Here is a 10,442-nt window from a genome sequence, read left to right on the forward strand (position 1 = left end):
CATGTCATATTCGATGCGCAGCATCTCCCGCGTGGTGAAGACGGCAGGTTCGCTCGCCTTTCCCGTTTCGGCATCGATCTGCTGCGGCTTCAGCATGATGAGATCGTCCGATGCCATCAGGCGCGCGCGGATATTGGCGAAGTCCGCGGGATCGTCGACAGTGCGATGCAGCGCCTTGGCGATATCGCGCTCATCGAAGGTGGAGCGTTCATTGCTCAACTGCTTCAGCAGAAGTGCAGGATCGGCAAGCAGCCGGTCGGCCATCTCCTGGCGACGGGCAAGGTCGGCTGGAGCAAAATACATCTCCGCGTCCCTGCGGGAGAGTGCTGCCTTCTCCGGTCCGAGGTGCTTCTGCGCGATGCCATCGAGGCCCTGTTCGGCATAGGAGCGGCCATCGAGCCGGATCTCGTGACCGGCAAGCGCCAGGTGCCGGCTGGCCGTTTCCGCCCAGGCGATCTTCCATCCCTTCATGGTTTCCTTGTCGCCAGCCCAGAGTTTGTAGACGACCTTGCCATTCGGGCGATCCGGCGTGACGACCCGCAGCGGCTCTCCGTCCTCGCCACGGACAGGAACCTTCTTTGGCCCGAACCCCTCCTCCGCCAGCGGCCTGAGCGTCGTCATCAGATGGATATGCGGGTTGCCGTCCTTGTCGTGATAGACCCAATCGGCGACCATCCCTTTCGCAGTCAGATTGTCGAGCACGAACTCCCGCACCAGCGCGATGTTCTCAGCCCGCGTCAGCTCTTCCGGCAACGCGATGATCAACTCGCGCGCCAGCTGCGCGTCGGCGCGTTTCTCGAAAGCATCGACGGCATTCCACAGCGCTTCGCTCGCCTTGGCGACGGATTGACCAGAAATCGCCGACCGCAGCCAGGCCGGTATTTGGTCCGGAAGAGCCAGCTCCTCATGCACCAGTTCGGAAGCTCCGCCGCGATAGCTGAACGATGTGCCGGCCTGTTCGTCCATCATCCGGGCGCGATGACGATAGGCGGCGGCCGAGACGACGCTGCGTCCCGCGCCCCTGCCGATCACCTGTGCTCTGACGAACATGATCGCCACTGTCGTCTCCACCTCACCCGAGCACGTCGCGACAGCGACGTATATTGCGCCCTCAAACCAATCGGAACGCAGGGCCGATGCCGCTTTTCCGGAAGACGGCCATCGGCCGAAATTCCGGCTGCGACGTTTTGGGGCTGGTCGAAAATAGCCTATTTAACTATCGTTTTGTAGTTAGTATAATCGGTCTTCGGAGGCTATTTTCGGGAAAGGGAGATTCACCAATGGCCGTAAAATCATCAATTTCTGATCTCGATGCGCAGATGGAGAAGTTGCGAGAACGTCGGCGAATTCTGATAGTTAAATCGGCGGAGCGGTTTGCCCGCGCGGCGACGAAGTCCGGGCTGGCGGAAATGGAGATCGCCGACGAGGAGGTCGAGCGGATCGTCGAAGAGATCGCCGCTCGATTTCGCAAAGAGGAGAACAAAGGCACTGGTGCTGCATCTCCTCAAACGCGTCGACCGGCAGTTGGTGGCACTGGATCGACGTCGGAGGTTTCACATGACGGCTGACCGCAAGAAGGAAGCACGCGAGAAACTCCTGCTTGGCGGCATCGTCGTGAAGGCTGGTCTGTCGACGGCCGACCGGGCTTTTCTTCTGGGTGGCCTCATCGAACTGGCAAGGGTGATAGCGGGATCGGCCGAACATAGGCGGTTGCGCGATATCGGCAAAGAGGCGTTCAGGCGCCCTTCGCTCAGTCCGTCCACACCGCGCGTCGAGGAGACCGCCGGATGGCGCTGAAGGGTCGATTGCATCCGAGCCTGCTGCTGGTCTTCGTGCCGATCGCCGTAACAGCGATCACCGTCTACATCATCGGCTGGCGATGGCCGGCACTGGCCCACGGCCTCTCCGGCAAGATCGAATATTGGTTCCTGCAAGCGGCACCCGTGCCGGCGCTCCTGTTTGGGCCGCTCGCAGGACTTTTGACCGTCTGGGCGTTGCCGCTGCATCGCCGGCGGCCAATCGCCGTGGCCAGCCTCTTGTGCTTTCTCGTCGTCGCCGGTTTTTACGCGTTGCGCGAATATGGACGCCTCGTGCCATCGGTGGAGCGTGGCATCGTCACCTGGGACCAGGCGCTTTCCTATCTGGATCTCGTTGCCGTCATCGGCGCCCTGGCGGGCTTCATGACTGTGGCGGTTGCCGCCCGGATCTCCGTCGTCGTGCCCGAGGCAGTCAAACGGGCAAGGGGCGGAACCTTTGGCGATGCCGATTGGCTTTCAATGTCGGCGGCAGCAAGGCTCTTTCCGCCCGACGGCGAGATCGTTGTCGGCGAGCGTTACCGCGTCGACAAGGAAACCGTCCACCAAGTGCCCTTCGATCCGAAGGATCGCAGCACGTGGGGACAGGGCGGCCAGGCGCCACTCCTGACCTACAAACAAGATTTCGATTCCACCCATATGCTCTTCTTTGCCGGATCGGGCGGATACAAGACGACCAGCAACGTCCTGCCGACCGCACTGCGTTATTCCGGCCCTTTGATCTGCCTCGATCCTTCCACCGAGGTTGCGCCGATGGTGGTCGAGCATCGCACCCGCATTCTCGGGCGCGATGTCATGGTGCTCGATCCGACCAACCCAATCATGAGCTTCAATGTCCTCGACGGCATCGAGCATTCGATGCGAAAAGAGGAGGATATCGTCGGCATCGCCCACATGCTTCTGTCCGAAAGCCTGCGTTTTGAATCCTCAACTGGCTCCTACTTCCAGAACCAGGCGCACAATCTCCTGACCGGACTGCTCGCCCATGTCATGCTGTCGCCGGAATATGCCGGCCGGCGAAACCTGCGCAGCCTGCGCCAGATCGTTTCCGAGCCTGAACCTTCCGTGCTCGCTATGCTGCGCGACATTCAGGAGCACTCGGAATCTGCCTTCATCCGTGAAACGCTTGGTGTCTTCACCAACATGACCGAACAGACCTTCTCCGGTGTCTATTCGACGGCGTCGAAGGATACGCAATGGCTCTCATTGGATAGTTACGCCGCGCTCGTCTGCGGCAACGCCTTCAGGTCGAGCGATATCGTGTCGGCCAAGACGGACGTGTTCCTCAATATCCCGGCGTCGATCCTGCGCTCCTATCCCGGCATCGGGCGTGTCATCATCGGCTCTCTGATCAACGCCATGGTCCAGGCCGATGGCGGCTTCAGCCGTCGGGCGCTCTTCATGCTCGATGAAGTCGACCTGCTCGGCTACATGCGCGTGCTGGAAGAGGCACGCGATCGCGGCCGCAAGTATGGCATCAGCATGATGCTGCTCTATCAATCGGTCGGACAGCTGGAACGGCACTTCGGGAAGGATGGCGCGACGTCATGGATCGATGGCTGCGCCTTCGCCTCCTATGCGGCGATCAAGGCCCTCGATACGGCGCGCAATGTTTCTGCCCAATGCGGGGAGATGACCGTTGAGGTTCAGGGGCGGTCGCGCAACATCGGCTGGGACACGAAAGGCGGCGGCACGCGCAAATCCGAGAGCGTCAATTTCCAGCGCCGGCCGCTGATCATGCCGCACGAGATCACCCAGTCGATGCGCAAGGACGAGCAGATCATCATCGTTCAAGGCCATAGCCCGATCCGCTGCGGCCGGGCGATCTATTTCCGGCGGAAGGATACGGACGAGCAAGCAAAGACCAATCGCTTCGTGCGGAGTTGACGAGCTTACACGTTCAGCGCCGCCGCCCGAGTTGCGTTGGGCGGACGTCTGCGAAAGGCGCTTTGTACGCCGCTCCCGCACGGAAGGCGCCAAGGACTTCTGAGGAACCGAGACGAGCATGGCCGCTGAAAACGACCAAACATCCATGACGAAGTGACAGGCGAATGGCGTCCGGCGTCGAAGATGGCAGCATCCGCCAGTGACGGTGAGACGGTCGTTCGAGACGCAAGCGGCAATGTTCTTGCCGATGGTGACTCGATCACCGTCATCAAGGATTTGAAGGTCAAGGGAGCCGGCCAGACGCTGAAACAGGGTACCGTCATCAGGTCGATCCGCCTCACCGATAATCCCGAGGAGATCTATTGCCGCCATGATGGAATCAAGGGTCTCGTTCTGCGCACCGAGTTCGTACGCAAACGTTAATTCGAGTTTTCAGGGCCTGCTCAACGGAATCGGCTGACCTCCGTGGCCGACTTGCGGCGACGGATGAATTCACGCAGCAGCGGCAGGAAGAAGGCTTTGCTGAAGCGGCCGGTTGGCGGCTCAGGCTCCAGATAGTATGAGTTTCCGACGATGTCGGTATTGAACTCATCGAAGATAATCCAGAGCCTGCGATCAGCATCGAGGCCAGCGCGGCGCTTTTCGATAGCCGGCACTTCCACGGCAAACCGCGACGCCTCCGGCTGCTTGGTGGTAACGGGAAAGAAGAGAACCAGATCACCATCGGGCCGTGGCATTCTCACGCCGACGGCTACCGGCCGCTCCTTGCGTCCTTCCGTCTCTCCACGCCCCGCCTCTCTCGCCCATAGATAAGGATAGCGTATGCCGCTTGCGGTCTGGATCAACTCGTAGTTCATGAGCGGCCTGCCTCGTCCTCGCCTGCGTATGCCTCGACGGCGTTTTCGAACTCGGCAACCAGTTCATCAGGCATCGTTTCGATGGTCCCCACGGTACGCCGGTCCGACTGCTTCATCAGCCGTTGGTAGTCTTCGATATTGAGGAGGACCAGTCGGGGCTTATTCCGCTGGGTGATGGTCACTGGATGGCGCAGAGCCTCGGCGATGATGTCGCCAGACTTACGGGAGAGGTCGCTGGTTGAATAGGAACCGCTTGACTTAGGCATATGGGTTTCCTTTGGGTCTCTTAGTTGCTGTATTTGTTGCAACATACAGCATTTACAACAATGTTGCAAATTTGCTGATTTGACGAGTTGCGGCCTTGCCTAGGAGGGAATTGCGGCGTCCAGCAGTGCGCACCGCATGAACGGGGATGCCAGTTCCCAGGGTGATGCCCTAAATAATCGACCGAATTCTTCGTCGGTCAACCTAACCAACGTCGGAAGCCGGACCTCGACTCCACCCTCATCCGCCGTCAAAACGTTGATCCAGTCGCCGCCGTTGATGCGGTACTCATGTGTGTCGAAATCAATTTCTAGCTCGTCCAGCAAATTGATGGTGAAACGCCCGAAAATCTCGTTCTCGCCCTGCATCTGATATTCGGCGAATTCATCCTCTCCGGTGAGAAACCTTCGTTCCAATGCCATCACCATCAGGATCCGAGCGATTGCAGCGTCGAGCCCTTCAATCAGGCGATCATGAAGTTCTTGAGAGAAACCGCTGTTGTAGCCGAAGCGGTTTGCGACGACGACAAGCCCAAAACCGGCAAGCTTGGCGTAGGGCATGAGGTTCTGATCGGTTATCATAATGTGATCTCCTTCTTGATGACGAAGATCGGCCACTCCCTTGCAAAGGGGGGGAGACCGTGCCGTCCTTGACGCCGGATTTGCTGGAGTAAAATTGGACGTCAGAGAGAGAAGAGACCCGCGACCCCAAAGGGGTTGCGACCGTTTCTGGCGTCAGCCGGCGGGGATCTCGATGGGAACCCTCACAGGCGGACGGGCCGGTCGATCCGGGCTGGCTGCCTCGGTGTACAGTGAGAAAGAGCCGCCTTACGGCAACTCCTCTCCGGTCTGTTTTGCAAGTTCGGCGCGCGCGGCTTCCAGCTCCGCCTCGATGCGGCGACGCTCCTCAGCGGTCGGCGCTTCCCTGGCTTCAAGGCGCAGTTCCTCGATGGTGCATTCGATGTTGAAGGCGTTTTCGTTCGTCATCGTCATCTCCTTGTTGACGTGAAAGATGACGCCGGCGGTCGTGAGGATCGGGTCGGGTCAAGGTTCGGATCAGCGACCGGCGGAGCCGGCGCGCGGAGGTGCCGATTTTGCCGCAGCGGAGGAAACCGCAGCGGAGGCAAAATTGGAGGGGCCGCGCGACCTTGAGGCGGCACGGACCTCATGGCAGACTTGGCGAACTGAGCAGACAATCCACGTTTCGTTTGCCACCAGAAAACAGGCGACAGGCAAAGCCGATCGCCTCAGGCGCCGTCACTGCGTAAGCCGGCCCCGATCGCTCGAGGCCGGCTGCTGGTCGTTCAGTTCGGGTTGTTCCAGAGGATAACCTTGCGGTTCGGCTTGCCGCCGGGGGCTTGTGTGAGATTGCCGAAGATTACGCCGATCTCCGGAGCCTCCAGTTTGACCGAGAGGTATTCCTCGCCGGTCAGGCGAGCGATGCGGTTCCAGCCCGCGCCGATCTCGAAGCCGGTCTTACGGTGGATGATGCGGTAGTCGGGTGCTTCATCGTTCGCCTTGCGGGCGTTCGGGACGATGGCGATCGGGGCGTTGACCCGGATGGTGGCGAAGATGCCTTCAAGGCTGCCGTCACTCTTCTGCGTCAGGGTTGCTATCGTGGTGGCCATGGTATTGTCTCCTTCGGTTGCTCGGGACCATTCCCGATGGCGCCCGAAGAAGGGGCCGAGCCGCAGGCGTCACCGGAGCGCCAGCGCAGGGGAACCCCTTGCGGGTTGACGGTGATGGCGGCCGATCCCTTAGAAAGGCGACATGGAGAACGGGAATGGTCTCACGCAACCGAAGGGCGGGACAAACCATCACGTCAGCCCGGGTCGCGGCTCTACAAGAGGGCTAGGAGCTCTTAGAGTTCCTCGCCGCCATTCTACGTAAAGCTCTCATCCCGCTCCTAATCACCGCAAGCGAGAGGCGCGCGCCAACTGCCCAATGGTACGTTGCCAGTCGGTGAGATCGGCGCGGGCTGGAACCGCAGCGCTTCCTGCTGGCCGCAGGGCATGCCGGGTGGAGTTGTTAGCTCGAGGGGTCGAACACGTGATCCTTCGTCGACTTGCCCCGGTCCCGGTTGACGCATCCGACAGTATTCCATCGGGAGATCCAACCGTCAGCGCCCGGCCACACCGAGCGACCAGGGCCGGCTTCGTCGAGCGTTCTGCGCCGTCCTAAACGCGCCAACACATCACAAAACGGAATCCATCGGCTGCAAAGGATTCAAAACTCTCGTTGGACAGGATCGGTCCCCACGGGAATGATCCCCGGCATGAGCCGAATGTCGTTCCACCTCTACTGCCAGCGCATTGATGCCAGCCGCGACATGGCGCGCTATTACATGCTCGCGATCCAGCCTACCTTGTTCGGCGAAACCGCGGTCGTGCGCAGCTGGGGACGGATCGGCAGACGTGGCGGCGAGAGGACCGACGTGTTCGAGACCGAACGGGAAGCCATCGCGCATTTTCTCGAACTTGCGCGCCGGAAACGTCGGAAGGGCTATAGGCCGGACCGAGGCTGCGATGCCATCGGGAATCTGATCTGATCGCGCGATGCATATCCGCGCGTTCGCGTCTTAGAGCAGCGCGGTAGCCGCCCGCGCAAAGGATCGTCACGCCTTCAGGCGCGAACACTGCACCGCAGGCTTCGTGAAGCCGGCTCGCCCGGCGCAATAGAGCCCGGTCCGGCGAAAACGCCGGATGCGCCCCTCGGCCCTTGAAATTGATGGCGACACATGACATGTAAGGAACGACAGATGACGCAGGAGAAAGATCATGGCCATCGCCGCAAAAGCACCTTCCTCCGGAGTAGGCAGTGAACTGCAAAAAATTGAAGCACTGCTCGGCGGCTCGCGCACTCTGTCGCGTCGCCTGACCAATGCGCTCGACGCGCATGAGTTGCTTCTGCATGGTCTGCCTGCCTCGGCGCTGGATTACCTTGTCGGCAATCTCGTTGTCATCGCCAAGAATGAGTCCCTCGAAAAGGCGGTGGGCATGAGCTTGCGCACCTGGCAGCGGCGGAAGGACACGCCTTCCAAGCCGCTCAACCAGGAACAGAGCGGCCGCGCTTGGAAGTTTGCTGAGATCCTCGCAAAGGCAACGGATATCTTCGGATCGCAGGCAGAAGCCGAACAATGGCTGGAGCGTCCCGCGGTCGGGCTTGATCAGCGCCGCCCGATCGATCTTCTCGGGACGCCCGCCGGCGTCGAGCTTGTCGAGGATCATCTCGACCGCCTGGAATACGGCGTCTATGCATGACTCTTTTGCCAATCGCGCTCGGCGGGACCGAACTGGTCGCGTGGCGGCTCGATCAGGTTGTCCATGCGCCGACATGGGATAGCGGGGAAGGCGCCTATCGGGTTGGCGGCCGCTGGAACAGCAAGGGGATTCACGCGGTCTACTGCTCGCTCGATCCCGCGACGGCGATCCTTGAAGTTGCGGTCCACAAGGGGTTCCGGGCGCTCGACACCGTGGCACATGTGATGACGGCAGCTGTCATTGCCGATGCCGGCGATGTCCATGTTGTCGATCCGGGAAGCGTGCCCAATCCCAACTGGCTGCGCCCGGGCATTCCCGGCGCGGGACAACAAGCCTTCGGAAACGATCTGCTTCGACAGCATCGTTTCGTCGCGATCCCGAGCGCGGTCTCGCCGCATAGCTGGAACCTGATTTTTCTGGCAGGCGGCGCGGCGGGCGCCTATGCGCTGAAGTTCCAGGATGCTTTTGCTCTCGATACACGATTGCATCCACCCACGATATGAACGAGCCCGATTGCGTCGCCGCAACCTGCGACGCGATCTCATTACCATCCGGCTTTCCCCCGCACGAAGGAAAGCGCTCACGCGCCATCCTCCGCGGCTTGCCAGACCGGGATTCCGAGCCGGCGGTCCTTGTCGGCGCGATTGCCTGTGATGCCGGAGCCGGGAAAGATGATAACGCCGGTCGGCGTGACCGAGAGCATCTCGTCATTACGACGAAAAGGAGCGGCCTTGGCGTGCTTCGGCCCAGCAGGCGGCGACGCGCTCAGGCCCTTCGGCGAGCCACCCTTGCGCTTCAAGGCCCGCAGCCTCATCTCCAATTTACTGACTGTTTTAAGGTAGTATGAAACTGGAGTCCGTGCTACATTTTCGCACCCGGCTCGGCTCAGCAAAAAGTGATTGAGGGCGATGTGCGAAAGTTTCTGATCGGCGAACAGGCGTTCGATGAAGACGCTCCGGAGCTTCGGGCTCGCCTCGAACAGGCTTACACGCACAACGTCCGGCCACTTTGCCAATGCAAAGACCCGCCGCTCCCTATGTACATCGCGCGCGTCGACGGTCTCCATGTCATCAAGCGCATGCCGCTTTCGGGGCATCGTCATCACCCCACCTGCCCTTCCTATGAGCCGCCCTACGAGCTATCGGGCCTTGGATCCTTGATCGGCAGCGCGATCCATATCGACGCAAATGGGAAAGCCGCCCTGAGGCTCGATTTTCCTCTGACAAAGAAAAGTGTTCGAAACACGCCAGCGCTCTCAACGCACGCGTCTGAAGCCGCGCTCCGCAACGAGACGAAGAAGCTCTCGTTGCGCGCCGTCCTGCATTATCTCTGGGAGGCAGGGGAACTTACGGAATGGCGCGCGTCGTGGACCGGCAAGCGCGGCTGGAGCCGGGTGCGGGCAAGTCTTCTCAACGCCGCCTTGCAGATGACCGCGCAAGGGGACCCGTTAAGTGACATCCTGTTCGTGCCTGAAGTGTTTCATCAGGAGGACCGCGAGGGAATAGCGGCGCGGCGGGCGGCTGCGCTTGCTGGTGCCTACGCCTCCCGCCCGGGGCCCCGGAAGCTGATGGTGACCGTGGCGGAGGTCAAGGAGTTCGCCGCAGCCCGCGTTAGCCGGAAAATCGTCGTCCGCCACCTCCCCTTCCCCTTCATAATCGAGGAAGGTACGTGGAAGCGGTTGGGTGCCAGATACGAGACGGATCTCGAGCTCTGGCGATCGAGCGAAGACTTCCATCTTATCATGATTGCGACCTTCGGGATATCAGACACCGGGATCGCATCCATCGAGGAGATCGCCATGATGGTGGTCAACGAGAACTGGATTCCGTTCGAGAGCGTCCATGAGCAACATCTCCTGGAACGGCTTTCAAGGCTGAAGCGAAAGAGCGTGAAAGGCTTGCGTTTCAATCTCTCCCGCGAGCAACCGGTCGTTTCTGTAACCCTGCCGGAACAACGCCCGGCTCCCGTTGCAATGTTCATCGTGCCTCCCGGCGCCAGCGAAGATTTCGAGAATGCGCTGGCTGAGATGATCGACGCAATACCGGAAATCACACCCTGGATCTGGCACGTCACGGAGGGGGAGATGCCGAGGCTCCCCTGAAGCGAAAAGTCTTGATTTGCCTATGCTGACGAGGGGATTTGATCATCAGGCATATGCTCCACACCGACGGCACGGAGGATCGACGGTCTAGTGCCCTAGGCAGAGGGCCCGCACCGCGCTCGCGAGGCTTTCGGCGCTACAGTGGTCCCCGTCTCTCATGGTTGAGTGAAGGAAGAGACGGCTCACGCCGCCGCCTCCTCGTCGAACTCCGGCTGCAAGGAATGCAGGTAGTCGACGGCGCGCTGCGCATGCGCTGCCGC

Annotated in this window: 12 protein-coding genes and 4 pseudogenes; 8 read left to right on the forward strand and 8 right to left on the reverse strand. The window is 60.7% G+C overall.

Features of this window, described 5'->3' with window-relative positions; all coding sequences use genetic code 11:
* Positions 1-1,059 (reverse strand): MobA/MobL family protein (locus tag MOV76_RS36140; RefSeq protein ID WP_247266347.1); only part of this gene is annotated, 1,059 nt, incomplete at its 3' end.
* A gap of 221 nt (positions 1,060-1,280) precedes the next feature.
* Here MOV76_RS36140 and MOV76_RS36145 point away from each other — a divergent pair.
* The 4 genes and pseudogenes from MOV76_RS36145 to MOV76_RS36160 all read left to right on the forward strand — a co-directional run bounded on the left by MOV76_RS36145 (position 1,281) and on the right by MOV76_RS36160 (position 4,124).
* On the forward strand, positions 1,281-1,568 hold the full coding sequence (locus MOV76_RS36145) for a TraC family protein (protein WP_247266348.1): 288 nt from the start codon (positions 1,281-1,283) through the stop codon (positions 1,566-1,568).
* Positions 1,558-1,797, forward strand: coding sequence for a conjugal transfer protein TraD (locus MOV76_RS36150; RefSeq protein WP_018245174.1), 240 nt, complete (start codon positions 1,558-1,560; stop codon positions 1,795-1,797). The genes MOV76_RS36145 and MOV76_RS36150 overlap by 11 nt, the downstream gene beginning before the upstream one ends.
* Positions 1,788-3,701: a Ti-type conjugative transfer system protein TraG gene (gene traG / locus MOV76_RS36155; RefSeq protein ID WP_247266349.1), complete on the forward strand. Its 1,914-nt coding sequence runs from the start codon at positions 1,788-1,790 to the stop codon at positions 3,699-3,701. The genes MOV76_RS36150 and traG overlap by 10 nt, the downstream gene beginning before the upstream one ends.
* Positions 3,702-3,819: 118 nt before the next feature.
* Positions 3,820-4,124, forward strand: a pseudogene (locus MOV76_RS36160) (alkylphosphonate utilization protein).
* A 20-nt stretch (positions 4,125-4,144) separates the two neighbouring features.
* Here MOV76_RS36160 and MOV76_RS36165 read toward each other — a convergent pair.
* The 5 genes and pseudogenes from MOV76_RS36165 to MOV76_RS36185 all read right to left on the reverse strand — a co-directional run bounded on the left by MOV76_RS36165 (position 4,145) and on the right by MOV76_RS36185 (position 6,449).
* Positions 4,145-4,558: a hypothetical protein gene (locus tag MOV76_RS36165; RefSeq protein ID WP_247266350.1), complete on the reverse strand. Its 414-nt coding sequence runs from the start codon at positions 4,556-4,558 to the stop codon at positions 4,145-4,147.
* Positions 4,555-4,824, reverse strand: coding sequence for a type II toxin-antitoxin system prevent-host-death family antitoxin (locus tag MOV76_RS36170; RefSeq protein ID WP_018245177.1), 270 nt, complete (start codon positions 4,822-4,824; stop codon positions 4,555-4,557). The genes MOV76_RS36165 and MOV76_RS36170 overlap by 4 nt, the downstream gene beginning before the upstream one ends.
* A gap of 52 nt (positions 4,825-4,876) precedes the next feature.
* Positions 4,877-5,403 (reverse strand): annotated as a pseudogene (locus tag MOV76_RS36175) (hypothetical protein).
* 246 nt (positions 5,404-5,649) lie between these two features.
* On the reverse strand, positions 5,650-5,808 hold the full coding sequence (locus MOV76_RS36180) for a hypothetical protein (protein ID WP_018245178.1): 159 nt from the start codon (positions 5,806-5,808) through the stop codon (positions 5,650-5,652).
* A 317-nt stretch (positions 5,809-6,125) separates the two neighbouring features.
* Positions 6,126-6,449 carry a DUF736 family protein gene (locus tag MOV76_RS36185; RefSeq protein WP_222286520.1) on the reverse strand — a complete coding sequence of 108 codons (324 nt, stop codon included), beginning with the start codon at positions 6,447-6,449 and terminating at the stop codon, positions 6,126-6,128.
* A gap of 635 nt (positions 6,450-7,084) precedes the next feature.
* On the opposite strand from MOV76_RS36185, the gene MOV76_RS36190 reads away from it, so the two are divergent.
* From MOV76_RS36190 to MOV76_RS36200, 3 genes are all read left to right on the forward strand, one after another.
* Positions 7,085-7,369 carry a WGR domain-containing protein gene (locus MOV76_RS36190; RefSeq protein ID WP_018517764.1) on the forward strand — a complete coding sequence of 95 codons (285 nt, stop codon included), beginning with the start codon at positions 7,085-7,087 and terminating at the stop codon, positions 7,367-7,369.
* A 229-nt stretch (positions 7,370-7,598) separates the two neighbouring features.
* On the forward strand, positions 7,599-8,081 hold the full coding sequence (locus MOV76_RS36195) for an antitoxin Xre/MbcA/ParS toxin-binding domain-containing protein (protein WP_247266351.1): 483 nt from the start codon (positions 7,599-7,601) through the stop codon (positions 8,079-8,081).
* Complete coding sequence (locus MOV76_RS36200) at positions 8,078-8,584, forward strand: RES family NAD+ phosphorylase (protein ID WP_131599312.1); 507 nt, start codon at positions 8,078-8,080, stop codon at positions 8,582-8,584. Before MOV76_RS36195 ends, MOV76_RS36200 begins: the two co-directional genes overlap by 4 nt.
* 77 nt (positions 8,585-8,661) lie before the next feature.
* On the opposite strand, the pseudogene MOV76_RS40405 reads toward MOV76_RS36200, so the two are convergent.
* Positions 8,662-8,868 (reverse strand): annotated as a pseudogene (locus MOV76_RS40405) (hypothetical protein); the annotation flags it as partial.
* Positions 8,869-8,991: 123 nt separating this feature from the next.
* Between MOV76_RS40405 and MOV76_RS36205 the strand changes: the two are divergent.
* Complete coding sequence (locus MOV76_RS36205) at positions 8,992-10,182, forward strand: DUF1173 domain-containing protein (RefSeq protein ID WP_247266352.1); 1,191 nt, start codon at positions 8,992-8,994, stop codon at positions 10,180-10,182.
* A gap of 182 nt (positions 10,183-10,364) precedes the next feature.
* On the opposite strand, the pseudogene MOV76_RS36210 reads toward MOV76_RS36205, so the two are convergent.
* Positions 10,365-10,442, reverse strand: a pseudogene (locus tag MOV76_RS36210) (antirestriction protein); the annotation flags it as partial.

The sequence above is a fragment of the Rhizobium sp. PRIMUS64 genome (assembly GCF_023006465.1).
Classification (GTDB): Bacteria; Pseudomonadota; Alphaproteobacteria; order Rhizobiales; family Rhizobiaceae; genus Rhizobium; species Rhizobium leguminosarum.

What these genes read in the sequence shown, in the direction of transcription:
- MOV76_RS36195 (WP_247266351.1), top strand. Translation starts at nt 7,599, where the DNA reads ATGGCCATCGCCGCAAAAGCACCTTCCTCCGGAGTAGGCAGTGAACTG.
- MOV76_RS36200 (WP_131599312.1), top strand. Translation starts at nt 8,078, where the DNA reads ATGACTCTTTTGCCAATCGCGCTCGGCGGGACCGAACTGGTCGCGTGG.
- traG (WP_247266349.1), top strand. Translation starts at nt 1,788, where the DNA reads ATGGCGCTGAAGGGTCGATTGCATCCGAGCCTGCTGCTGGTCTTCGTG.
- MOV76_RS36185 (WP_222286520.1), bottom strand. Translation starts at nt 6,449, where the DNA reads ATGGCCACCACGATAGCAACCCTGACGCAGAAGAGTGACGGCAGCCTT.
- MOV76_RS36145 (WP_247266348.1), top strand. Translation starts at nt 1,281, where the DNA reads ATGGCCGTAAAATCATCAATTTCTGATCTCGATGCGCAGATGGAGAAG.
- MOV76_RS36170 (WP_018245177.1), bottom strand. Translation starts at nt 4,824, where the DNA reads ATGCCTAAGTCAAGCGGTTCCTATTCAACCAGCGACCTCTCCCGTAAG.
- MOV76_RS36150 (WP_018245174.1), top strand. Translation starts at nt 1,558, where the DNA reads ATGACGGCTGACCGCAAGAAGGAAGCACGCGAGAAACTCCTGCTTGGC.
- MOV76_RS36190 (WP_018517764.1), top strand. Translation starts at nt 7,085, where the DNA reads ATGATCCCCGGCATGAGCCGAATGTCGTTCCACCTCTACTGCCAGCGC.
- MOV76_RS36165 (WP_247266350.1), bottom strand. Translation starts at nt 4,558, where the DNA reads ATGAACTACGAGTTGATCCAGACCGCAAGCGGCATACGCTATCCTTAT.
- MOV76_RS36180 (WP_018245178.1), bottom strand. Translation starts at nt 5,808, where the DNA reads ATGACGAACGAAAACGCCTTCAACATCGAATGCACCATCGAGGAACTG.